We start from the raw sequence: 21167 nt of genomic DNA, 5'->3' as shown, positions 1-21167 counted from the left end.
CCAGTGCTCCGCTCAGATGTGGCCGAGCACGCCGAGCTGCCGTGCCTGGCGCAGGCAGGCACGGAACACCATCAGGCCCAGCGTCAGGAAGACCGCGCTATCGAGTGCCACCCAGCCCCAGACCTCGCTCGGGATGGCGTCACCAGCGGATGCCGCGCGCGCCGCCGCCGCTGCCAGCGCATAGGGCAGGGCCGACAGTCCCGAGAGCGGCAAGGCGGGCAAGGACACCAGGCCGATCACCAGGGGGTAGGCGGCGATCATCAGCAACTCACCGCGCTTGACCAGCAGGCTCAGGCCCGCCAGCGCATAGCCCAGGCCGGCCATGGCCGGCGCACCCAGCACCGCCAGGCTCAGGGCCGGCACACTCAACTGCACCCGCCCCTCGGTCAGCAGGGCGATCAAGGCCAAGGTCAGCACCAACAGGACCAGGCCGACGGCCGTCTCCAGCAGCAAGCGCACGGCCAGCAGTCGCTCCAGGCTCAGCGGTGCCAGCTGCAACTGCTCCAGGGTGCGCTGCTGGGTCTCCTCGGTGATTTCCTTGGCGCAGCCATGGGCCAGGCCGCTGGCGAACATCCACAGGGCAAAGCCGGTGATCAGCCCATCGGCCTGACCCGAGTCGAAGGACTGGCCGCTGGCTTTGAGCACGGCGAAGACCAGGCCGCCGAACAGGCTGAAGACAAAGCCCAGGCCCAGCAAGGTTTCGACCCAGTAGCGCCGAGCCAGGGCCAGGCTGCGGCGGGCCTCGTTGAGGCCGTGGCGAATCCAGGGCGTGTTGTTCATGACGCCAGCGCCTCCTCAAGCCCGCCTTCTGAGGCCGAGATTCCCAGTTGTTCCAGATAGTGTTCGCGCAGCTCGACGGCACGCAGCTGCAGCGAACTGCAGGCGCCCAGCCAGGGCGCCCATTCGGCCATCAGGCGTGCGGCCTCGGCCGGGTCGCGCAGGGGCAAGACCCATTGGCCGGCCTGCTGCTGCCAAGGGCGTCCGTTCAGCCAGTCGGGAGGCGGCGGGCAGGGGCTGTCGCTGCACACCTGCAGGCGGTAGCGGAACTCCTGATGAAGAAAGGTCTCGCGCGGCCCGTCAAAACGCTTGTGTCCGCGGTGGATGCTGACGATGCGTGGACACAGGCGCTCGATGAAATGCAGATCGTGCGAGCCGATCAGAAAGGTCTGGCCTGCGGACGCACCCTGGTGTACCAGTTCATGCAGTCGCTCCACGCCTTCCAGGTCCAGGCCCAGGGTGGGCTCGTCCAGTAGCACCAGGGCCGGCCGGTGGATCAGGGCGCCGATCAAGGCGGCGCGCAGCTTGTTGCCGGTGGAGAGCTGGCGGATTGGCGTGTCCACATCAGCCAGACCCAGCAGGCGCGCCAAGTGCCGGAAGTACTCAGGGCTGAAGCGCTGCTCGCGCAGTTCGCAGAAGTAACGCGCATTCTCTTGGGCGGTGAGGCGCTCGTAGGCGGCGCCCCGGCCCTCCAGCAACACGCCGATCTCGCGCAGATGCGGGCCGGGCAAGCCAGCGGCCTGGGCCGGTCCATCGCGCCAGCGCAGCTCGCCTTGGTCGGCGCCGCAGAGGCCGGTCAGAATCTTGACCAGGGTGGTTTTGCCCGAGCCATTGGGCCCCAGCAAACCGATCACCTCCGCTGTGTCCAGCCGCAGTTCGAAATCCTGCAGCGCCTGGACGGCGGACCCGCCGCGCTGGTAGCGCTTGGCCGCCGCGCTGAGCTGCATCAGCGGCGCCTGCCTTGCGGCCGGTGTCGAACTCTGATTCATCTGACGCCCCTCCTTCCTGACTGTCGGGCGCCCGCAGCATACGGCGAACGAAATGACAAGCTGTGCGGCTCGGGCGATTGGAGGCCTGGCACGCCTGAGTGGAAGGTTATGCGCTATGAATGGCCTTGACGGCTCAGTCCAAGGCCCGCAGCAGCCAGTCGCAGACCTGCTCGGGCATGGTGAAAACTTCACCGGGCGGCTTGCCGTGGGTGAAGCCGACATGGCCGCCATGGGCCGGCTGCCAGAGGCGCACGAAGGAGCCGACGTCCTGCTGCCGCGGCAGGCAGTGCGCCGGTACAAAGGGGTCGTTGCGGGCATTGAGCAGCAGGGCCGGGATGCCGATGCGCTTCAGATGGGGTTTGGCCGAGGCGCGCGCCCAGTAGTCCTCGGTGTTGCGAAAGCCGTGCAGGGGTGCGGTGAAGAGGTTGTCGAACTCGTACAGGTCACGCGCGGCACGCAGGCGTTCGCCGTCAAAGAGGCCCGGGTGCTGTTCCAGCTTGCGCAAGGCCTTGGGCACCATGCTGCGTAGAAACATGCGGGTGTAGACCAGGCGGCTGAAACCCCGGCCGATGGCGCGGCCCGAGGCCGCCAGGTCGATCGGAGAACAGATGGCGCAGACCGCGCGCACCGTGGTGGCGGCGCTTTGGCCTGACTCCTCGGCCCAGCGCAGCAAGGCATTGCCGCCCAGCGAAACGCCAGCCGCCAGAACCGGGCCCTCGTGCTGCTGCTTGCAGCGGGCCAGCATCCAGCCGATCTCTTCGAAGTCGCCCGAATGGTAGGCGCGCGGGGCCAGGTTCATCTCGCCCGAACAGCCGCGGAAATGCGGCAGGGCACAGGCCCAGCCGCGCGAGCGGGCCACCGTGGCGAAGGCTTGCGCGTACTGGCTTTGCGAGCTGCCTTCCAGGCCGTGAAACAGCACCAACAGGGGCGGCATGCGCTCGTCACTTGCTCCGGGGTGGGCCAAAAAGCTGCCGGCCGGCGCTTCGGGCGGCGCGTAGTTCAGCCAGTCGACATCGACGAAGTCCCCATCCGGCGTGTCCCAGCGCTGGCGCTGGAAGCGCAGCTCGGGGCCACCCTTGTGACGGGCATAGAGGGCGGACCAGATGGTCTGGGCGTGGCCGCCGGGCAGCCAGCGCGGCGCGGAATACTGCATCGCTTGCGGCGCGCTCAGTGCAGGACCGAGGGCTCTTCGATCACTTCTTGAATGTCATGCGCATTGCCGGGGCTGGCATGGTGCAAGACCATGCGCCAGCCAAAGGCCGTCTTGAGGTAGACATTGGTGGCAATCACCCAGGCGCTTTGCTGGCCGTCCGGGCCCTGCACCTGCACCCGCTCCAGCACCTGGTGGATGGCGGTGTCGCCGGTGTGCAGGCGCCGCACGCGCTCGGGATGGGCTGGGATGGCGCCTTGCTGGAACACCGCTTCGAAGGCGGCGCGGATCGCGCCCAGGCCGACCACGCGCGGGCCGCCCGGGTGCACGCAGGAGATCTCATCCTCGTCAGCCCAGACCTCCATCAGCCGCTCCAGGTCGGCCTGCTGCAGGGCCTCGTAGAACTGCTGTTCGGTGTCCTCGGGCGAGGCCAGCAGGGCGGCGGCTTGAGCTTTGCTGCGCGGCTGCATGCTCAGTGGTGGCTGTGCAGGGTTTCGCCGGCCTTGAGCTTGTAGACGGTGCCGCAATAGGGGCACTTGCCCTGGCCGTCGTGGCTGATGTCGATGAAGACCTTGGGGTGGCTGCTCCACAAGCTCATCTTGGGGTTGGGGCAGGCAACGACGCCCGGACCTTGTACATCGGCGGCCGTGACTTCGACGATGGATTTGGCTTCGCTCATGGGAGGGTGCTTTCGTGTGAACAAGGTCGGACGCAAAAACGTGATTTTACGAGGCTTGATCGTCGGGGCGGATCAGCTGCCAGCTGCTCACCGTGCCCTTTTCCATCTGCAACTCGACGCGGGCGCCACCGGCGTCGGTCCAGCCATAGGTTTCGGGCTGTTCGCTGATCTTCTGGCCCAGGCTGCGCGTCAGGGGCAGCACCTCGACCAGCTTCATGCCGCTGCACAGCTTGGCATTCAACATCACGGCGCTGTCGACATGCCCGACCGGGCCCTCTGACGCCGCTTTCATCACCCGCATCAGGCGCGAGAACTGCAGCAGCAGCCAGAACACCACCACCGTCAGGGCGAGCATCACGCCTTGCCAACCATAGAGAAAGCCGCCGCCCAGCAGGGCGATCAGCGCCAAACCAATACCGATCCATGTGTTCATGGCTGCATCCTACGGCTTCTGACCATCCAGTCTTGGGCCGGTCATGGCTTTGGCGTATTCTTGAAGTCTTTTCCGGGAGGGCTGCGGCCGCGCTCCAACAGCAGAGCGCGCCTCAGCAGGCTTTGGGTGCCGCTGGCCGGAGGGCCAGTGATGGCCCGGGCTCAGCAAGAGAGGACGCAGCAGTGCAGTTGTGCAGCGCAAGCATGGGAGTCGGGCGGTGCATCAGGTTCGGCGCCTTGATGGCCGGGCTGCTGCTTGCCCCGGTGGCTCCGGCCCATGCCGCCGGCGGCCCGGATTGCTCGCGCCCCTTCAGCCTGGCCCTGCATGACCATGGCCTGCTCTACTCGGCCGAGACCGGCAGCGGCATCGACAAGGACATTGCCGACGAGATGGCCCGGCGCAGTGGCTGCAGGTTTTTCGTTTCGCTCTTGCCGCGCGCCCGCATCTGGCAGCTGGTCGAAAGCGGCGCGCTCGACTTCAGCCTGTCCGGCATCAGCAATGCGCAGCGCGAGAAATTTGCCAGCTTCGCCTGGTGCTTCAGCAACCGCTACCAACTGCTGCTGCGGCGTGACAGTCAGGTCCAGAAGATCGAGGACTTCGAGCGGCAGCGCAGCCTGAAGCTGGGCGTGATTCGCAGCTTCCGTTACAGCGAGAGCGCCAACCGCCTCGTCGACAGCCTGGCCGAGCAGCAACGCCTGGTGCAGTCCACCGGCCTCAGTGCCTTGTTCGATGCCCTCAGCGCCGGGCAGATTCAGGCCATGATCATCGAGCCCTTCGACCTGCCGACCTTGCAATCGGCGCGCATCCGCGAGTTGGCCCAGGTGCTCGACTTCGGCGACGCGCCCGTGCCCCATGGCCTGATCATGTCGCGCGCCAGCCTCAGCGAGGCCGAGCAGGCGCGTTGGCGCGAGCTGATCGAAGGCATGCGCCGCGATGGCAGCCTGCTGCGCATCTTTGAAAAATACTTTCGCCCCGAGATGGCGCGGGCCATGGTGGCCTTGCCATGAAGCGTTTCAGCCTCAGAGGTTTCAGCGGCGTGCTTGGCCTGAACTCGCAAGCGAACTGGCTGCGCGGGCGCGGCCTGCCCTTGGCGGTCTTGCTGCTCAGTCTGGGCCTGACCCTGAGCTTCTGGCATTCCGAGCAGGCGCGCGAGCAGGCCGTGCAGCGCCAGGCCTTTGATGCCAGCTTGCGCGAACTCAGCGAGCGCATCGAGCAGCGCATGGCCGCACAGCAGCATCTGTTGCAAGGCGTGCAGGGTTTTCTGGGCGTTCACGGCCCGCTCGATGCCGTGGCATTCCAGCGTTATGTGGATGCCTTGCCCCTGGGTGCCGATTTTGCCGGCCTGCAGGGCATCGCCGTCGTGCTGCCACAAGCCTCGCGCGCCGGTCAGGCATTCAAGATCCAGCAGATGGAACCTGGCCTGCTGCGCAACCGTGCTCTGATGGCACTCGATCTGGGCACCTTGCCGGCCCTGTCCCAGACCTTGCTGCTGGCGCGCGACTCGGGCCATCTGGCCCTGTCGCCGCTGTTGAATCTGCGTGAGCTGGCCCTGACGGCGCAGCCCGGCTTCGCGTTGGCTTTGCCGATCTACCGTGGCGGGCGCATGCCGGCCTCGATCGAGGAGCGGCGCCAGGCCCTGCAGGCCTGGGTGCTGGCACCGGTGGCGGCCGCGGAGCTGATGGCCAGCCTGTATGGCGAGCTGCCCGCATCCCTGTCCCTGGCCTTGTTCGACGGACAAGATCTGGACGAAAGCCGCCTGCTCTACCGCCGTGCCGATGCCGGCTGGCGGCCCGACCCCCTGGGCTTGGCCGAGGCGCCGCCGCCGGCCGTGCGCCAGGCCAGCGAGTTCCTGGTGCTGGGCGGGCGCACCTGGACGCTGCAACTGGCCGCAGGGCCAGGCTTTGCGGCCCGACACGGTGCGGACTACGCGCCCAATGTGCTGTGCGCCGGGGTGGTGCTGAGCCTGCTTCTGGCCTTGTTGGCCTGGTTGCTGGGCAGCGCCCGTGAACGCGCCCTGGCCCTGGCCGAGCGAATGACCCAGGCCTTGCGTGAGAGTGAGCAGCGCTGGGCCTTTGCGGTCGAGGGTGCCGGCGACGGCGTCTGGGACTGGCACCTGCCCAGCGGCCAGCTCGCCAGCTCGGCGCGCTGGAAGCAGCTGATGGGTCTGCCGGCCGAGCCAGCCGCATGCCCGATCAGCCAGGTCTGGGGTTTGATTCATCCAGAGGACCTGACCCGGGTGCAGAGTGAGGCGCAAGCCTGCCTGGAGGGCTCGGCCGCCCAGTTTTCGGTCGAGTACCGGGTGGCCGGTCCGGCCGCGCGTTGGAACTGGGTGCTGGCCCGTGGCACCGTGGTCGAACGCAGCCTGCAGCAAAGGCCGGTGCGCATGATCGGCACCCTGTCCGACATCAATGCGCGCCGCCAGTCCGAGGAGCGTGTGCGTTTCATGGCTTTGCACGACCCCCTGACCGAGCTGGCCAACCGGGCCCATTTCGACGAGCGCCTGCGTTTTGCCCTGGCCAATGCGCGGCGCTATCAGGAGCCCATCGGCCTGATCCTGCTCGACCTGGACCGATTCAAGCCCATCAACGACCAGTTCGGTCATGCCGTCGGCGACCAGCTGCTGCAGACCGTGGCGCGGCGCATCAAGGCGGCCGTGCGCGAGACCGACACTGTGGGTCGCATCGGCGGCGACGAATTCGTGGTGCTCTTGACCGGGCCCTTGAGTCGCGAGTCGGCCCAGGGCGTGGCCGACAAGATCTACACCCAGGTGGCCCAGCCCATGGAACTCGGCGGCGTGCGCCTGGAGATGACCTGCTCGCTGGGCCTGGCCCTGTTCCCCGAGGACGGCCAGGACGAGCTGAGCCTGGCCAAGAGCGCCGACGACGCCATGTACCGCAACAAGCGCGCCGGTCGACCCTGGCTGGGCGAGGCCCGCTATGGCCCGCCGCCCGCCGCGCCTGCAGCACCCTCGCGCGACCCGGCCAGCGGCGCTGGGGGCGAAGGCTTCACAAGCCCCTGACGCAGTCCATGGCCTCTTCGATGCGCTCGACCGCATGGACGGTCAGGCCTTCGATCGGCTTTTTGGGCGCATTGGCCTTGGGTACGACGGCGACGCTGAAGCCCAGCTTGGCCGCTTCCTTGAGCCGCTCCTGGCCGCGCGGGGCTGGCCGCACCTCGCCGGCCAGGCCGATTTCGCCAAAGGCGATGAAGCCCTTGGGCAGCGGCCGGCCGCGCAGCGAGCTCTGGATGGCCAGCAGCACAGCCAGGTCGGCCGCCGGCTCGCTGATGCGCACGCCGCCGACCGCGTTGACGAACACGTCCTGATCCTGGGTGGCCACACCGGCGTGGCGGTGCAGCACGGCCAGCAGCATGGCCAAACGGTCCCGGTCCAGGCCGACCGAGAGCCGGCGCGGGCTGGGCCCGCCGCCGTCGACCAGGGCCTGCAGCTCGACCAGCAGTGGGCGCGTGCCTTCCAGGGTCACCAGCACGCAGCTGCCGGGCACCGGCTCGCCGTGGGTGCTCAGAAAGATGGCGCTGGGGTTGGCCACGCCCTTGAGGCCTTTCTCCGTCATGGCGAACACGCCGATCTCGTTGACGGCACCAAAGCGGTTCTTGATTGCCCGCACCAGGCGGAAGCTGCTGTGGGTGTCGCCCTCGAAGTAAAGCACCGTGTCGACGATGTGCTCCAGCACGCGCGGGCCGGCCAGCGAGCCTTCCTTGGTGACATGGCCGACCAGCACCATGGCGCAGCCGCTGGATTTGGCCGTGCGGGTCAGCTGGGCCGCGCACTCGCGCACTTGCGCCACCGAGCCGGGGGCCGAGCTCAGATGTTCGGAGTACAGCGTCTGAATCGAGTCGATGACACAGAAGGCCGGGCGCTCGGCCTCCAGCGTGGCCAGGATTTTTTCCAGGCTGATCTCGGCCAGCACGCGCACCTTGTGCCCGGCCAGGCCGAGGCGGCGTGAGCGCATGGCGATCTGGGCGCCCGATTCCTCGCCGGTCACATAGAGCACCGGCAGCTTCTGCGACAGGTCGTCGATGGCCTGCAGCAGCAGGGTCGATTTGCCGATGCCCGGGTCGCCGCCGATCAGCACCACGCCGCCAGCGACGATGCCGCCGCCGAGCACGCGGTCCAGCTCATCCTGGCCGGTGGGGGTACGCTCGAAATCGGTGGCCTCGATCTCGCTCAGCGTCGCCACTGGCTGGCTCTTGGCCAGGGCTTGGTAGCGGTTGTTCTTACCGCCGGCGCCGGGCGCCTCGGCCACGCCTTCGATCAAGGTGTTCCAGGCGCCGCAGCTCGGGCATTTGCCCAGCCATTTGGGGCTGATGCCGCCGCAGTCGGAGCAGGTGTAGATGGATTTCTCTTTGGCCATGGGGCGATTGTCCTCGCTCGCCGTCAGGCAGCCCGCTAGTCCTCAGCCGGGATGCTGAAGCTGGCGCTCGATGCGCCGGTCCGGCACCAACCACATCAAGGCCACGCCGATGAACAGGGCTTGCGCGAGCCAGGTCTGCCAGAAGGCCAGTGGAATCGCCAGGGCGTAAAGCAAGACCGAGAGGAGACCCTTGCCGTCGCGGCCGATGGCCTGGGCCAAGGTCGACTCGCGGCCTTCGGTGGCGATGATGCTGCGCGCCAAGATCCAGTAGGCCACGGCCGCCATCAGCAGCACGCCCCCGTAAAAGGCGGTGGGCAGGGCGCCGAAATGGTTCTCGCCCATCCAGCCGGTGACGAAAGGCAACAGGGAAAGCCAGAACAGCAGGTGTAGATTGGCCCAGAGCACACCGCCGCTGACCTGGCGGGCGGCGTGCAGCATATGGTGATGGTTGTTCCAGTAAATGCCCACATAGACAAAGCTCAGCACATAGCTGAGAAACACCGGCGCCAGGGGCAGCAAGGTGGCGAGGTCTTCACCATGGGGTACTTTCAGCTCCAGCACCATGATGGTGATGATGATGGCGAGCACGCCGTCGCTGAAGGCTTCGAGTCGGGTCTTGTGCATTGAGAAGGAGGGCGAGCGCCATCAAGTTGAATGGGGCTGAAGTGTTCCTCAGCCAGAGATGCTGGGCAAGCGGGGCCGGCGCCAGGGGTGGGCATCGGGCGCAGATCGCCCCCAGCAAGTTCGTGGCCGAGATGACAGAATCCGGCCCTGGCCGGCGTCTTGCCAGGGCCGCAAGGAGCTGTACATGGAGTTTTCGACCTGGGTGACATTTTTTGCCGCCTCCTGGGCCATCAGCCTGTCGCCGGGTGCCGGCGCGATCGCTGCCATGAGCTCCGGCCTCAACCATGGCTTTCGGCGCGGCTACTTCACCACCTTCGGCCTGATCCTGGGCATCCTGACCCAGATCCTGCTGGTCGGCGCGGGACTGGGCGCCCTGATCGCCACCTCCAGCCTGGGCTTTGCCATCGTCAAATGGCTCGGTGTGGCCTACCTTGTCTACCTGGGCATCCAGCAATGGCGCGCGCCGGCTACGCCCATGGTGGCGGCCGACAGCGAAGCGGCCCAGGTGACACGGCGCCAGCTGGTGCTGCGTGGCTGGGCCATCAATGCCGTCAATCCCAAGGGCACGGTCTTCCTGCTGGCCGTGGTGCCGCAGTTCCTCGACCTCAAGGCCAGCTTGTTGCATCAATATCTGGTGATTGCCGCCACCCTGGGCTTCACCGATCTGGTGGTGATGGCCGGCTATACCGTGCTGGCCGCGCGCGTGCTGTCGGCCCTGCGTTCGCCCGCCCACATCAAGGCCATGAACCGCACCTTCGGCAGCTTGTTCGTGGTGGCGGGCGCCCTGCTGGCCAGTTTCAAGCGCAGCGTTTGAATCGTTTGACGGCGATTTGTAGAAGGACAGTTCGTGATGCCCATCGTCCCCTTGTTTGCAGCCATTCTGGCCTTGCTGTTTTTTGCGCTGAGTGTGCGAACCCTGCGTTTGCGCCATCGGCTGAAGATTGGTCTGGGTGATGCGGGCAATAGCGAGATGCTGCGCGCGGTGCGGGTGCATTCGAATTTCGCTGAGTATGTGCCCATCACGCTCTTGCTCCTGTTTTTCGCCGAGAACCTGGGCGCTCCGACTTGGGCGATGCTTGGCTTGGGCTTCCTGTTGGTGCTTGGCCGCTGTTCGCATGCCTACGGTGTCAGCCAGGCGCGTGAGAATTTCAGCTTTCGCATTGCTGGCATGGCCATGACTTTTTCTGTGCTTTTGGCGGCAACAGCCTATGTCTTCTGGGTCTATGGTCGAAGCCTGTTAGGCTGAGCCGGGACAGACACTTGGTGTTGGGCCGCTTGGCGCTGCCTTTTTTCCTTCCCCCTTCCTTCCTTTCACAAACGCCTGAAGCAGGCGTTTTCTTTTTTCGATGCCCACCATTTCCACCCGTTGGCTGTTCTGGGGCCCGACCCTGATCTGGGCCAGCACCTGGCATGTGATCCTGTACCAGTTGGACAGCGGCGTGCCGGTGCTCAACTCCGTGGGCTGGCGATTTGCCATCGCGGCCGCCTTGCTGTTCGGGCTGGCGCTCTGGCGCCGTGAATCGCTGCGCATGCCGGCGGGCGCCCATCTGCTGATGCTGGCCACCGGCATCGTTCAGTACAGCGGCAACTACTACTCGGTCTACGAGGCCGAACGTCACATCCCGACGGGCTTGGTGGCCGTGTTGTTCTGCCTCATGGTGTTTGGCAATGCGCTGAGCGGCCGTTTCTTTTTCGGCCAGAAGGTGACGCGGCGCTTTTTGCTGTGCGCCAGCGGCGGGGTGGTCGGCGTGGTGATGATCTTCTGGCCCGAGATCGCCGAGACCGGCGCGCGCCCGACCGCGGCACTGGGCTTGGGCCTGGGCCTGCTGGCTGTGCTGGCCGCCTGCATCGGCAATGTGCTGACCTTGACCTTGACGCGGCGCGGCCTGCCCCTGGTGCCCATCCTGGCCTGGAGCATGGGCTATGGCGCGGTGTTCCTGCTGCTGATGTCGCTGCTGAGCGGCCAAGGCCTGCATTTCGACTGGCGTGCGCCCTATGTGCTGAGCCTGCTTTACCTGGCGGTGTTCGGCTCGGTGACGGCCTTTGTGCTCTATTTCAAGCTCGCGCAATTGCAGGGTCCGGCCAGGGCGGCGCTGACCGGGGTGGTGATTCCGGTGATTGCCTTGGGCATCTCGGCAGCTCTGGAGGGCTGGGTGCCCAATGTGCTGTCGCTCGCGGGCATGGGGCTGTGCCTGGGCAGCATCTTCATGGCGACACGGCCTGCCTGACGCCTCTTCGGCTCAGCCGTTCACTTTGCTCGGTCCACTGTCGACAGGCGCATGGCGCGGCAGGGTCAAGGTCAGGCTGGTGCCCTTGCCCAGCTCGCTGTGCAATTCGATCTGACCACCGAGCACATTGCGCACCAGGCTGTACACCAGGTGCAGGCCCAGGCCGCTGCCCCCTTTGCCGAAGCGGGTGGTAAAGAAGGGTTTGAAGACTTGGTCCAGATGCTCCGGCGGAATGCCGCAGCCGTTGTCGCTGACGGTGATCACCACACTCTGTACATCGGCTGACTTCAGCTTGATCTCGATGCGGCCACCCGTGCGCTCGTCGAAGCCATGCAGCACCGCGTTTTGCACCAAATTGGTCAGCACTTGGCCAAAAGCACCCGGATAGCCGTCCAGGCTGAGGTCTTCGGGCAGGTCAATCAAGACTTCATGGTGCCCTGTCTTCAAGGCGAAATGCAGCAGATGCACCACCTCCTCGCTGACTTTTCTCAGCTCAAAAGGGCGGCGCTGCAAGCTGGCCCGGTCGATTGCAACTTGCTTGAAGTCGCGCACCAAGCCGGCGCTGCGGCGCAGATTGCCAAGGCACAGCTCCAGTGATTGCTCGGCCAAGGCGATGCGGGACAGCAGTTCGCTGCGCTTGACCGTGCCTCCGGCCAGCTGTTGCTGTGCCTGCTGGAGTGCGCTGCTCGCGGTGTCGGCGGCAATCAAGGCATTGCCGATGGGTGTGTTGAGCTCGTGCGAGACCCCCGCCACCAGGGAGCCCAGGCTGGCCAGGGTTTCGCGCTGAACCAGCTCGTTCTGAGCTTGCTGCAAGGCGTCGCCTCGTTCGCGCACGCGCGCTTCAAGAGACAGGTTCAGTAAACGCACCGCTTCCTCGGCGTGGCGGCGTTCTTGCACTTCGCCTTCCAAGGCCAGCAAGGCCGCTTGTTCCTGGCGCCGATGTACCGCCAACTCGGTCGCCATGCTGTCGAAGGCCTGGTTCAGGCGCCGCAGATCCCGTGAAGCCTGCGGCGGCAGGGCCTGCGGTTCGGCCCCGCTCAGCAGGTGCGCAGCCAAGGCTTCCGTGGACGCGGTGATCGCATTCAGCGGTCTTTGCAGGCGTTGACGGATCAAAGCCTTCAAGAGCAACAAAGTCAGAAGCAGCGTGATGGCGCCGACTGTCAGCAAGGCGCCCACGAGTCGCTCCAGCAGCGCATTGATGGCCGCTTGCGGCAGCAGCTGCACCGACCACCAGTCAGGCCCATCGATGCGCGACCAAACCAGCAGATAGCGGCCATCCGGTGTACGTGCGCTGCGCTGCTCGGAGGGCGCGCTCTTGATCAGCTGATGCACCGAGCTCAGCACCGGGTCTTTCAAATCACCCAAAGCCAGTTGACCCTGGGCTGCGGCAATTCGTTCGCGCAGTTCGGGGTGGGCGATCAGATGGCCGTCGCGGCTGAAGATCATGGACACCGAAGCCAGCGGTGCCTTGGTTTCGGCGATCTGCTGCAGCAAGGTGTCGATGGTGATGTCATGCCCCATGGTGCCCACCCAGCGCCCGCGCCAATCGAGGGGCTGGATCACCGAAACCATCCACGCCTTCGCTTCGCCGTCGTAGTAGACGGGCGTCCAGAAGCTGCGTCGTTCCGGATTGCGAGCCGGGTCCGAACCGGTCATGGTGGGGTAGCTGAAGTTGTCGGTGGCCGAGCTAGCGCTCTTGCCCCAGTCGATGCCCAGCGAGAACACCATCAGGCCCTTCTCGACAAAGTCGGTGTACACCGAAAAATACGGCGGCACGAGCGCCGGCCCCTGCTCACTGAGCAGGGTATGGCTGACAACAGCGCGGCGGCGTACCGAGGCATCGGGTCCTTGTGCGCCATGCTGAAGGTAGAAAGTCGGCGCTCGGAGCGTGTCTATCCATGGCGCTTGGATGCGCCAGACGCCATCAGCCTGGCGCTCAAACAGCTGTGCAAACCGGCGCTCGATCTCGGCGTCGGAAGGCTGGTCAATCCGATGCAGCCATTCCTTGGCCAGCCTTTCCACGCTGATCTGTGCCGACTTGAAGGTCTGGCCTTGCAGGGCTGCTTGCAGCTCCACGCTGCGCTGCAAGATCGGCGGGACGCCTTGCTCGACCAGGCGCCCGACCAAGATATAGGCCATGCCGGCCAGCGACAGCAGCATCAGGAACACCAGCACGCTCAGCTGCAACAGCAGCTGGCGCGCCAGGGACTGCTCACGAAAGGCTTGGCGCCACGATTGCATGAAGCGGAGGGTTGCGTAGCTGCCCTTTGACCCCAATGGCGAAGGCGCGCGGTGGCATGCTAACCGCGAATCAAATCTCAGCGTCCCACCATTTTTGCGATCTGCATCAGACGGGCTGATTGCGGCCTTGAGTGCCAAGGCCCGGTGCCTGGGCTGCCCGTGCCAGTCTGAAACACAGGGTTGGCCTGAGCCCTTTGCCGGGGACAGATCCCCCTAGCTCATAGACTTGTGAGCATTTGTCACGCTGCTGACACTGAGGCTTCGAAGCGCCACCCTGGCGCCTCGTTTCGCGAACTCCACGCACTGACCTCAAGGGAACTGTCCATGTCGCTCACATCCAAATTCCTGCTTCAGCCTCTGGCTCTGGCCACGCTGGTCTGCTTCGCCGGCGGCGCCCATGCCACGGTGACGGTCTACACCTCACAAGCGGCCTTCCTGGCTGCTGTGACTGCGCCTGGCGTCGACACCTTCACCGGCTTTTCCATCACTGGCGCCACCCCCAGCCCCATCAATCGCACCGCCGGTTCCTATGGCTACACCGCGACCGCCAGCACCAGCAGCTTCTGGGGTGCCGGCACCGTGGCCAATCCCTGGTTGTCCACCAATATCGCCACCGACTCCGTGACCTTCAACGGCTTCACCGGCGGTGTGAGCGCCTTCGGCGGCAACTTCTTCGGTTCCAACATCTCGGGCCTATTTGCGGCCGGCGATGTGGTGCTGACCGCCACCGACGCCAGCGGCACGGTCACTCAGACCATCACGGGCGCCACGACCAGCAGCTTCGTCGGTTTTGTATCCGATGGTGCTTTGCTGTCCGCCACGCTGCAGTCGGCCCCGGCTGCCGGTACGGTCCTCTGGCCCACCGCCGACAACCTGACCCTGGCAGCCGTCGCGGCCGTGCCGGAACCTGAAACTTACGCCTTGCTGCTGTCCGGTCTGGGTGTCTTGGGTCTGGTCGCCCGTCGGCGTCGGCAGGTTTGATTGAACTTAGGGGCCGGGCAAGCCCTCTTGGGCTTTGCCCTCGTTGACGCTGCTGAAAGCCCGGCCTATCGTGATTTGGTTTTCAGTTCCCGGTTTCCGGGCGACACCACTCACGCAAAGGATGTCCCATGAAGTTTCTCAAGCAAGTCGCTGCTGCACTTCTGAGCGGCGCCGCCCTCATGGCCTCTGGCTTGGCGCAGGCCGACACGAGCTGGGCCTGGTCCTATACCGGCACGGGCGTGAGCGCCTCTGGCACTTTCACGACCGCCGGTGCCGCCCTGGTACCCGAGGACATCCTCAGCATCAGCGGTAGCCGCAATGGTGTGGCCATCCTAGGTTTGGTGCCCGTGGGCGAAGACGGCAACTTTGCCTACGACAACCAGTTCGCCAACAGCGGCAATTACTTCACCGATGCCGGCATGCTTTATGACGTGGGCGGTGGAGATGCGGGCCACTTCAATGTCTATTTCTTCGAGGGTCAGCATTTCGACCTGCAGGTGGTCGATGGCCAGGCGATCGAGACCCCGATCAGCTTCTCGGTCACGGCCGTGCCTGAAGCCGCCTCCTACGTCTATATGGCGCTGGGCCTGGCCGGCATCGGCGCCCTGGCGCGCCGCCGTAAGCTGGCGCCCGGCGCGGCCGCCTGAACCTCCGTACGCAGCTTTCTGAGAGGCGAGCGCCCTTCGGGCCGCTCGCCTTTTTTCATGGCCGCTCCTGACTCAGCGGCCGACCATGTCCTCGACGCGCACCCAGCGGTCGAAGTCTTGCTCGCTCAGCAGGCCCAATTGCAGGGCCGCCTGGCGCAGGCTGCTGCCCTGGGTATGCGCCAGTTTGGCAATCTGAGCGGCCTGGTCGTAGCCGATATGGGGAGCCAGGGCCGTCACCAGCATCAGGGACTCATTGAGCAATTGCTGGATGCGCTCGCGCCGCGGCTCGATGCCCGCAACGCAGTGTTGGCTGAAGCTGCGCGCACCGTCGCTGAGCAGGCGGGCGCTTTGCAGGAAGTTGTGGGCCATCATCGGTCGGAACACATTGAGCTCGAAGTTGCCGCTGGCGCCGCCGAAATTGAGCGCCACATCGTTGCCGAAGACCTGGCAGCAGATCATGGTCAGGGCTTCACTCTGGGTCGGGTTGATCTTGCCCGGCATGATGGAGGAGCCCGGTTCGTTCTCCGGGATCTGCAGCTCGCCGAGGCCGCAACGCGGACCGCTGGCCAGCCAGCGGATGTCGTTGGCGATCTTCATCAGGCTGGCGGCCACGGTCTTCAGTACCCCATGGCCGTGCACGAGGGCATCGGCCGCCGCCATCACCTCAAATTTATTGGGCGCACTGACAAAGGGCAGGCCGGTCGCCTCGGCGATGCCGGCCGCAGCGCGCTCGGCAAAGGCGGGGTGGGCGTTCAGGCCGGTACCGACCGCCGTGCCGCCCAGGGCCAGTTGGTAGAGATGGGGCAGGGCGGCTTGCAGGTGCAGCCGGCCTTGCGCCAGCTGCGCCACATAGCCCGAAAACTCCTGGCCCAGGGTCAGGGGCGTGGCGTCCTGCAGATGCGTGCGGCCGATCTTGATGATGTCGGCGAAGGCCCGGGCCTTGAGGTCGAGCTGGCTGCGCAACTCCTCCAGGGCCGGCATCAGCTGCTGCTCGATCGCCAGCGCCGCGGCGATGTGCATGGCGGTAGGAAAGACGTCGTTGGAGGACTGGCCGAGGTTGACCTCGTCGTTCGCGTGCACCCGGCGCGCGGGGCCGCGCGGGCCGCCGAGCAGCTCGCTGGCGCGGTTGGCCAGCACCTCGTTGACGTTCATATTCGTCTGCGTGCCCGAGCCGGTCTGCCAGACCGACAGCGGGAACTCCTCGGCCCAGCGCCCGGCCAGTATTTCATCGGCGGCCGCGACGATGGCCTCGGCTTTGGCCGGTTCCAAGAGACCTAACTCGCCGTTGACACGGGCACTGATCTTCTTCACCAGCACCAATGCATGGATCAGCTCGGGCGCCTGGCGTTCGGTGGAGATGGCAAAGAACTGCAAGGAGCGCTGCGTTTGCGCGCCCCAGAGGTGCTCGGCGGGAACGGCGATGTCGCCGAAGCTGTCGTGTTCAAGCCGCTGCGGGGCGGCGGAGGAATCGGGCATGGACGGGCCTCCTGAAGCGTGCCGCCGTTCTTCCCGAAGCGGGGGCGGTGCACCCCCGAGCTTGGCACAAGCGCGCAGGGGTCCCGGAGGTCATGGCTGGGCTTGTCTGCGTGCAGCCACAGGCGCGGTGGGCGTCCTGTTTCGCCGTTGACGCGCGGCACCGCTCCTCCTTAGCCTGGGCTCAGGCCCGCGCCAGTGAAGACGTCAGGCCCTTCATCGAAGACCCTCTTGCCTTGATCGAAAGGATGGATCGCATGACTCAGCAGCTCGCTACCTCTTCAACTTCTCTCTCTTTTGTATTCGACACTGCACTGAAGCCTCAGCCGGGCCCGGCCCGCTACACCGGCCTGGGCATTGCGGTCTTGGTGCATGTGGCTCTGGTGGTCGGCTTGATTCAGGGCTTTGCCCGACCCAGCCTGCCCAAACCACCGGCCAAGACCGAGGTGGAGGTTCTGATGGATGCGCCCAAGCCGCCCGAGCCTGTGCCCCAGCCGATCGCGGTGGAGCTGCCGCAGCACTTGCGCGACATTCCTTTGCCAATCAAGGTGCCGTTGCCCGACATCGTGATCCAGCGCGATCCCAGCCCCACCGACATCCAGACCCGCTACGACGGTCCGCCGGTGGTGGACTACAGCCCGCGGCCGACCGTGGCCGAGCCCGTGCAGAGCCCGCCCGTGGTCGAGCCGGCGATTCGTCAGGCCGGCATGGTCTGCACGCAGATGGCCCGGCCCGAGCTGCCCGCCCTGAGTTGGAGTGGTGAGGCGGTGTTCAAGATCCTGGCCACCGTGCGCGAGGGTCGCGTGGTGGCCACCGAGCTGCTGGCCGCGCGCGGCGCCCTCGATGGCAAGACACGCCGCCAACTGATGGGCGCCATCGAGAGCACGCTGCGCGAACACTATGTCTGTCCCGGCAACCATCGCTTCGAGCAGGAGTTTGCCTTCCGCGTCGATTGAGTTCACGCTCAAAGCGAGGGCGCTTTGCGAGTGCCCTCGTCGTTCTGCCAGCCCAGGCCCGGGACGGGCTTGGGCGCTTCGGGCACCAGCAGCCAGAGCAGCAGGTAGGCGAGCAGACCGGCGCCGTGGCAGAACAGCAGGGACAGGAAGATCAGGCGCCAGATCCAGGCCGCTGTGCCACTGATCTCCATCAGGCCGCCGCAGACGCCGCCCAACCAGCGTTCATCGCGGCTGCGCTGCAGGCGGTTGATGGCCGAGCCCAAGCCTTGCTCCTTGCGATCCGGCTGGGCCTGGGCACGGCTGTAGGTGCTGGACGACTCGCTGGCCTGCCCTTGCAACAGCCGCTCCTTGGCACGCTGAAACTCATCGTCGGACAGTTGACCGCGCTGATGCAGTTCGGCCAGGCGTTCCAGTTCGTTGCTGAGGGACATGATGCGGGGCTCCTGGTCTTGCATGGCGAGTTGCCATGGAAGTCAGTGTGCGCAGGCCGCCAGGGTCGGTCCAGCGGCCTGCGACGAACTGCAAGGCTCGGGGCCTCAGCTGCATGGAATCAGGGTATACCCGCGGATCGCCTATTCCTGCACCCGGCCGCGCCTGGCCTTGATGCCGCTGCGCTGCGCCTTGCCCTCCAGGCGGCGCTGCTTGGAGCCCCAGGTCGGCTTGGTGGCCTTGCGGGCTTTGGGCGTGTGGGCCACGCTCTGGACCAGATCGACCAAGCGGGCCACCGCATCGGCTCGGTTGGCCTCCTGGCTGCGCGAATCCTGCGCCTTGATGACGATCACGCCCTCGTTGTTGAGGCGCTGGTCGGACAGAGCCAGCAGGCGCTGCTTGATCAGGGGCGGCAAGCTGGAGCGTTCAATGTCGAAGCGCAGGTGCACGGCGCTCGACACCTTGTTGACGTTCTGCCCGCCCGGGCCGCTGGCGCGTATGAAGCTGAAGTCCAGCTCCCAGTCGGCGGGCGTCCAGTTCAGGATCACCGCGCCACCCGCAGCCGCTCAGTCGCCATGCACGACGCTGACCGGCACGCGCTTGGTGAGAGCGCACATCAGCTCATAGCCAATGGTGCCGGCGGCCTTGGCCACCTCGTCGATGCCGAGCACGGCGCCGCGGCTGCTCAAGCCCCAGAGCGTCACTTCGCTGCCGAGTCCGGCATGCGGCAGCAGGGTCAGGTCGACGGCGAGCATGTCCATGGACACCCGGCCGACCGTGGCACTGCGCTGCCCGTCGACCAGCACCGGGGTGCCGCTGCCGGCATGGCGCGGGTAGCCGTCGGCGTAGCCACAGGCCACGGTGCCGATGCGCATGGGCCGGTCGGCCGTGAAGCTGCTGCCGTAGCCGACGGTGTCGCCGGGCTGCAGATGTTGGATGCCGATGACCTTGGCGCGCAAGCTCATGCCGGGCTTGAGGTCCCAATGGGCGGCGTCATGCTCGGGGTAGTCGGGCACGCCGCCATAGCTCATGATGCCGGCACGGACCCAGTCGGCCCGCACGCTTTCGATCTGGTTGTAACGCAGCGTAGCCGCGCTGTTGGAGAGTGAGCGCTCACCGGGAAGGTCGGCAGTGGCGGCCTGGAAGGCGGCGACCTGGTGGGCGATGCCGTCTTTGCCAAAGCGCTGCGCATCGGCATCGGAGAAATGCGTCATCAGCGAAATCTCGTCCACCTGGGGCAGGGCGTTGAGCCGGGTCCAGGCCGCGCGGAAGGCCTGCGGGCTGAAACCCAGGCGGTTCATGCCGCTGTTCATCTTCAGGAAGACGCGGTGCGGCTCGTGCGTCTTGTGCATGGCCAGCCAGTCGATCTGCTGTTCGCAGTGCACCGCATGCCAGAGCTTGAGGCGCGAGCAGAGCTCCAGATCCCGCGACTCGAAGCAGCCCTCGAGCAGCAAGATGGGGCCGCGCCAACCGAGGGCCCGCACGCGCTGCGCTTCGTCCAGGTCCAGCAAGGCGATGCCGTCCGCAGCCCGGAAGGCCTCGAAGACGTTCTCGATGCCGTGGCCATAGGCATTGGCTTTGACGACGGCCCAGACCTGGGCGTCCGGCACGCAGGCGCGTGCGCGCGCCAGGTTGTGGGCCAGGTGAGGGAGGTGGATGAGGGCTTCGATCGGGCGTGGCATGCCCGATATTGTGGCACCCCGCCCGCCCTGTTCTTGGGATGGTGAGAGCGTCGTGAAAGTGCTGCGTGCTATAAACCGGGCGCGGCCACGGGCGTGGCTGCAGCCTGGGGAAAACCCGGAACAGACCGTCCTAGCGTGAGCGTCGGCGTGCACCCGTCGCCTTGCGCCTTGCTCGACATTTCCCCGCAGTACCGATTGGGTTCATGAAAAAAGGCTTCTCTTCCATCATGTCGGCGCAGTTCTTCAGCTCGCTGGCGGACCAGGCCTTGCTGGTCGGCGCCATCGAATTGCTGAAGAGCACGGCAGCGCCGGCCTGGCAGATTCCCGCGCTGGGCCCGATGTTTGCGCTCTTCTATGTGGTGCTGGCGCCCTTTGTTGGTGCATTCGCGGATGCCGTGCCCAAGGGCAAGGTCATGTTCTATTCGAACCTGATCAAGATCTTCGGCTGCCTGATGATGCTGTTTGGTGCGCACCCCTTGTTGGCCTATGCGGTGGTGGGCCTGGGTGCGGCGGCTTACTCGCCGGCCAAGTACGGCATCCTGACTGAGCTGCTGCCTCCCTCGCAGTTGGTCAAGGCCAATGGTTGGATTGAAGGCCTGACCATTGCATCCATCATCCTGGGCATTTTGCTCGGCGGTCAGTTGGTGGGCCCGCATCTGTCGCCCATCCTGCTGGGCATTGACATGCCCTTCATCACCACCGGCATCGACACCGCGCCCGAGGCCGCCATCAGCAGCCTGGTGATTCTTTATGTGATCGCTGCGGTGTTCAACCTGAGCATCCCGCGCACCCAGGCGCCGCTGCAGCCGCTGGCGCACAGCCCGGTGGAATTGGTGCGTGATTTCGCCTCTTGCAACTCCCGCCTCTGGCAGGACAAGCTGGGTCAGATTTCCTTGGCTACCACCACCTTGTTCTGGGGCGTGTCGGCCAATCTGCGCATCATCGTCTTCTCCTGGGCGGCGCTGGCCCTGGGCTACAGCACCACGCAGGCCTCCAATCTGGGCGGCGTGGTCGCGGTGGGCACGGCGGTCGGGGCGGTCGTGGCGTCGATGTATATGCGCCTGGACCGCGCCACCAAGGTCATTCCGCTGGGCATCTTGATGGGCGTACTCATCATCGTGCTGAACGGCATCACTCATCTGTGGGCGGCTGTGCCTTTCCTGATCGTGCTGGGCATGATCGGCGGCTATCTGGTCGTGCCCATGAATGCGCTGCTCCAGCACCGCGGCCACAACCTGATGGGCGCGGGCCGCTCGATCGCCGTGCAGAATTTCAACGAACAGGCCTGCATCCTGGGCCTGGGCGCGCTCTACACCGGCATGACGCGGTTCGGCCTGTCGGCCTATATCGCCATCTCCATCCTCGGCCTGATCGTGGCCGTGACCATGTGGATCGTGAAGCGCTGGCATGAGCGCAACTGTGTGCAGCACCGTGAAGAGGTGGAGCGCCTGCTGGTGCTGGCGCGTTGCGACGAGTGCCACTGAGCAGCCGGTCCGCTCTGACCG

The 21167-nt window shown here is 66.0% G+C and carries 22 protein-coding genes; 9 read left to right on the top strand and 13 right to left on the bottom strand.

The features are described 5' to 3' along the window. Nucleotides 1-12 precede the first annotated feature (12 nt). The 6 genes from LNV28_RS13185 to LNV28_RS13160 form a co-directional block, all read right to left on the bottom strand. On the bottom strand, nucleotides 13-780 hold the full coding sequence (locus LNV28_RS13185; protein ID WP_263518004.1) for an ABC transporter permease: 768 nt from the start codon (nucleotides 778-780) through the stop codon (nucleotides 13-15). Next, nucleotides 777-1766, bottom strand: a complete 990-nt coding sequence (locus tag LNV28_RS13180) for an ATP-binding cassette domain-containing protein (RefSeq protein ID WP_263518003.1) — start codon at nucleotides 1764-1766, stop codon at nucleotides 777-779. The genes LNV28_RS13185 and LNV28_RS13180 overlap by 4 nt, the downstream gene beginning before the upstream one ends. A 133-nt stretch (nucleotides 1767-1899) precedes the next feature. Beyond that, entirely contained in the window at nucleotides 1900-2919 is a 1020-nt protein-coding gene (locus tag LNV28_RS13175; protein ID WP_263518002.1) for a YheT family hydrolase, read from the bottom strand. Between the two features lie 14 nt (nucleotides 2920-2933). Next, complete coding sequence (locus tag LNV28_RS13170) at nucleotides 2934-3386, bottom strand: YybH family protein (RefSeq protein ID WP_263518001.1); 453 nt, start codon at nucleotides 3384-3386, stop codon at nucleotides 2934-2936. A gap of 2 nt (nucleotides 3387-3388) precedes the next feature. Further along, complete coding sequence (locus LNV28_RS13165) at nucleotides 3389-3595, bottom strand: zinc-finger domain-containing protein (protein ID WP_263518000.1); 207 nt, start codon at nucleotides 3593-3595, stop codon at nucleotides 3389-3391. A 46-nt stretch (nucleotides 3596-3641) separates the two neighbouring features. Further along, on the bottom strand, nucleotides 3642-4028 hold the full coding sequence (locus tag LNV28_RS13160; protein ID WP_263517999.1) for a hypothetical protein: 387 nt from the start codon (nucleotides 4026-4028) through the stop codon (nucleotides 3642-3644). Nucleotides 4029-4267: 239 nt separating this feature from the next. On the opposite strand from LNV28_RS13160, the gene LNV28_RS13155 reads away from it, so the two are divergent. Both LNV28_RS13155 and LNV28_RS13150 read left to right on the top strand, forming a co-directional pair. Beyond that, nucleotides 4268-5035: a substrate-binding periplasmic protein gene (locus LNV28_RS13155; protein ID WP_263517998.1), complete on the top strand. Its 768-nt coding sequence runs from the start codon at nucleotides 4268-4270 to the stop codon at nucleotides 5033-5035. Continuing rightward, nucleotides 5032-7047 (top strand): sensor domain-containing diguanylate cyclase, encoded by a 2016-nt coding sequence (locus LNV28_RS13150; protein ID WP_263517997.1) that lies wholly within the window; start codon nucleotides 5032-5034, stop codon nucleotides 7045-7047. Before LNV28_RS13155 ends, LNV28_RS13150 begins: the two co-directional genes overlap by 4 nt. On the opposite strand, the gene radA is transcribed toward LNV28_RS13150, so the two are convergent. After that, nucleotides 7034-8401, bottom strand: a complete 1368-nt coding sequence (gene radA, locus LNV28_RS13145) for a DNA repair protein RadA (protein WP_263517996.1) — start codon at nucleotides 8399-8401, stop codon at nucleotides 7034-7036. The two genes, LNV28_RS13150 and radA, sit on opposite strands and share 14 nt — an antisense overlap. Before the next feature lie 42 nt (nucleotides 8402-8443). Then, entirely contained in the window at nucleotides 8444-9025 is a 582-nt protein-coding gene (locus LNV28_RS13140; RefSeq protein ID WP_263517995.1) for a TMEM175 family protein, read from the bottom strand. 184 nt (nucleotides 9026-9209) lie between these two features. On the opposite strand from LNV28_RS13140, the gene LNV28_RS13135 reads away from it, so the two are divergent. From LNV28_RS13135 to LNV28_RS13125, 3 genes are all read left to right on the top strand, one after another. Continuing rightward, on the top strand, nucleotides 9210-9839 hold the full coding sequence (locus LNV28_RS13135) for a LysE family transporter (protein ID WP_263517994.1): 630 nt from the start codon (nucleotides 9210-9212) through the stop codon (nucleotides 9837-9839). Between the two features lie 36 nt (nucleotides 9840-9875). Next, nucleotides 9876-10271 carry an MAPEG family protein gene (locus LNV28_RS13130; protein WP_263517993.1) on the top strand — a complete coding sequence of 132 codons (396 nt, stop codon included), beginning with the start codon at nucleotides 9876-9878 and terminating at the stop codon, nucleotides 10269-10271. 100 nt (nucleotides 10272-10371) lie between these two features. Further along, nucleotides 10372-11253 (top strand): DMT family transporter, encoded by an 882-nt coding sequence (locus LNV28_RS13125; protein ID WP_263517992.1) that lies wholly within the window; start codon nucleotides 10372-10374, stop codon nucleotides 11251-11253. A gap of 12 nt (nucleotides 11254-11265) precedes the next feature. Here the strand turns inward: LNV28_RS13125 and LNV28_RS13120 are convergent, their stop codons facing one another. Further along, nucleotides 11266-13494, bottom strand: a complete 2229-nt coding sequence (locus LNV28_RS13120; protein ID WP_263517991.1) for a sensor histidine kinase — start codon at nucleotides 13492-13494, stop codon at nucleotides 11266-11268. 324 nt (nucleotides 13495-13818) lie between these two features. On the opposite strand from LNV28_RS13120, the gene LNV28_RS13115 reads away from it, so the two are divergent. Together LNV28_RS13115 and LNV28_RS13110 are read left to right on the top strand one after the other, a co-directional pair. Continuing rightward, nucleotides 13819-14475, top strand: coding sequence for a PEP-CTERM sorting domain-containing protein (locus tag LNV28_RS13115; RefSeq protein WP_263517990.1), 657 nt, complete (start codon nucleotides 13819-13821; stop codon nucleotides 14473-14475). Between the two features lie 128 nt (nucleotides 14476-14603). After that, complete coding sequence (locus LNV28_RS13110; RefSeq protein ID WP_263517989.1) at nucleotides 14604-15122, top strand: PEP-CTERM sorting domain-containing protein; 519 nt, start codon at nucleotides 14604-14606, stop codon at nucleotides 15120-15122. Between the two features lie 72 nt (nucleotides 15123-15194). Here the strand turns inward: LNV28_RS13110 and fumC are convergent, their stop codons facing one another. Further along, nucleotides 15195-16598: a class II fumarate hydratase gene (fumC, locus tag LNV28_RS13105; RefSeq protein WP_263517988.1), complete on the bottom strand. Its 1404-nt coding sequence runs from the start codon at nucleotides 16596-16598 to the stop codon at nucleotides 15195-15197. A gap of 254 nt (nucleotides 16599-16852) precedes the next feature. Between fumC and LNV28_RS13100 the strand changes: the two genes are divergently transcribed. Further along, a complete protein-coding gene (locus LNV28_RS13100; RefSeq protein WP_263517987.1) occupies nucleotides 16853-17551 on the top strand; it encodes a hypothetical protein in 699 nt (232 codons plus the stop codon). Between the two features lie 8 nt (nucleotides 17552-17559). On the opposite strand, the gene LNV28_RS13095 is transcribed toward LNV28_RS13100, so the two are convergent. The 3 genes from LNV28_RS13095 to alr form a co-directional block, all read right to left on the bottom strand. After that, nucleotides 17560-17982 (bottom strand): PspC domain-containing protein, encoded by a 423-nt coding sequence (locus LNV28_RS13095; protein ID WP_263517986.1) that lies wholly within the window; start codon nucleotides 17980-17982, stop codon nucleotides 17560-17562. A gap of 141 nt (nucleotides 17983-18123) precedes the next feature. Next, entirely contained in the window at nucleotides 18124-18522 is a 399-nt protein-coding gene (gene arfB / locus LNV28_RS13090; RefSeq protein WP_411969972.1) for an alternative ribosome rescue aminoacyl-tRNA hydrolase ArfB, read from the bottom strand. 24 nt (nucleotides 18523-18546) lie between these two features. Next, a complete protein-coding gene (alr, locus tag LNV28_RS13085; protein ID WP_263517984.1) occupies nucleotides 18547-19662 on the bottom strand; it encodes an alanine racemase in 1116 nt (371 codons plus the stop codon). A gap of 203 nt (nucleotides 19663-19865) precedes the next feature. On the opposite strand from alr, the gene lplT reads away from it, so the two are divergent. After that, nucleotides 19866-21146, top strand: coding sequence for a lysophospholipid transporter LplT (lplT, locus tag LNV28_RS13080; protein ID WP_263517983.1), 1281 nt, complete (start codon nucleotides 19866-19868; stop codon nucleotides 21144-21146). Nucleotides 21147-21167: the final 21 nt, after the last annotated feature.

The organism is Paucibacter sp. DJ2R-2 (assembly GCF_025717675.1).
Taxonomy (GTDB): Bacteria; Pseudomonadota; Gammaproteobacteria; order Burkholderiales; family Burkholderiaceae_C; genus Paucibacter_A.
The sequence above is the reverse complement of the archived record's forward strand: the minus strand, read 5'-3'. Positions and strand labels throughout refer to the sequence as shown.

Coding starts and splice junctions, on each gene's coding strand:
- lplT (WP_263517983.1), top strand. CDS start 19,866: ATGAAAAAAGGCTTCTCTTCCATCATGTCGGCGCAGTTCTTCAGCTCG.
- LNV28_RS13120 (WP_263517991.1), bottom strand. CDS start 13,494: ATGCAATCGTGGCGCCAAGCCTTTCGTGAGCAGTCCCTGGCGCGCCAG.
- LNV28_RS13165 (WP_263518000.1), bottom strand. CDS start 3,595: ATGAGCGAAGCCAAATCCATCGTCGAAGTCACGGCCGCCGATGTACAA.
- LNV28_RS13160 (WP_263517999.1), bottom strand. CDS start 4,028: ATGAACACATGGATCGGTATTGGTTTGGCGCTGATCGCCCTGCTGGGC.
- LNV28_RS13130 (WP_263517993.1), top strand. CDS start 9,876: ATGCCCATCGTCCCCTTGTTTGCAGCCATTCTGGCCTTGCTGTTTTTT.
- LNV28_RS13100 (WP_263517987.1), top strand. CDS start 16,853: ATGACTCAGCAGCTCGCTACCTCTTCAACTTCTCTCTCTTTTGTATTC.
- alr (WP_263517984.1), bottom strand. CDS start 19,662: ATGCCACGCCCGATCGAAGCCCTCATCCACCTCCCTCACCTGGCCCAC.
- LNV28_RS13150 (WP_263517997.1), top strand. CDS start 5,032: ATGAAGCGTTTCAGCCTCAGAGGTTTCAGCGGCGTGCTTGGCCTGAAC.
- LNV28_RS13110 (WP_263517989.1), top strand. CDS start 14,604: ATGAAGTTTCTCAAGCAAGTCGCTGCTGCACTTCTGAGCGGCGCCGCC.
- radA (WP_263517996.1), bottom strand. CDS start 8,401: ATGGCCAAAGAGAAATCCATCTACACCTGCTCCGACTGCGGCGGCATC.
- LNV28_RS13170 (WP_263518001.1), bottom strand. CDS start 3,386: ATGCAGCCGCGCAGCAAAGCTCAAGCCGCCGCCCTGCTGGCCTCGCCC.
- LNV28_RS13180 (WP_263518003.1), bottom strand. CDS start 1,766: ATGAATCAGAGTTCGACACCGGCCGCAAGGCAGGCGCCGCTGATGCAG.
- LNV28_RS13115 (WP_263517990.1), top strand. CDS start 13,819: ATGTCGCTCACATCCAAATTCCTGCTTCAGCCTCTGGCTCTGGCCACG.
- LNV28_RS13155 (WP_263517998.1), top strand. CDS start 4,268: ATGGCCGGGCTGCTGCTTGCCCCGGTGGCTCCGGCCCATGCCGCCGGC.
- LNV28_RS13135 (WP_263517994.1), top strand. CDS start 9,210: ATGGAGTTTTCGACCTGGGTGACATTTTTTGCCGCCTCCTGGGCCATC.
- LNV28_RS13140 (WP_263517995.1), bottom strand. CDS start 9,025: ATGCACAAGACCCGACTCGAAGCCTTCAGCGACGGCGTGCTCGCCATC.
- fumC (WP_263517988.1), bottom strand. CDS start 16,598: ATGCCCGATTCCTCCGCCGCCCCGCAGCGGCTTGAACACGACAGCTTC.
- LNV28_RS13125 (WP_263517992.1), top strand. CDS start 10,372: ATGCCCACCATTTCCACCCGTTGGCTGTTCTGGGGCCCGACCCTGATC.
- LNV28_RS13095 (WP_263517986.1), bottom strand. CDS start 17,982: ATGTCCCTCAGCAACGAACTGGAACGCCTGGCCGAACTGCATCAGCGC.
- LNV28_RS13185 (WP_263518004.1), bottom strand. CDS start 780: ATGAACAACACGCCCTGGATTCGCCACGGCCTCAACGAGGCCCGCCGC.
- LNV28_RS13175 (WP_263518002.1), bottom strand. CDS start 2,919: ATGCAGTATTCCGCGCCGCGCTGGCTGCCCGGCGGCCACGCCCAGACC.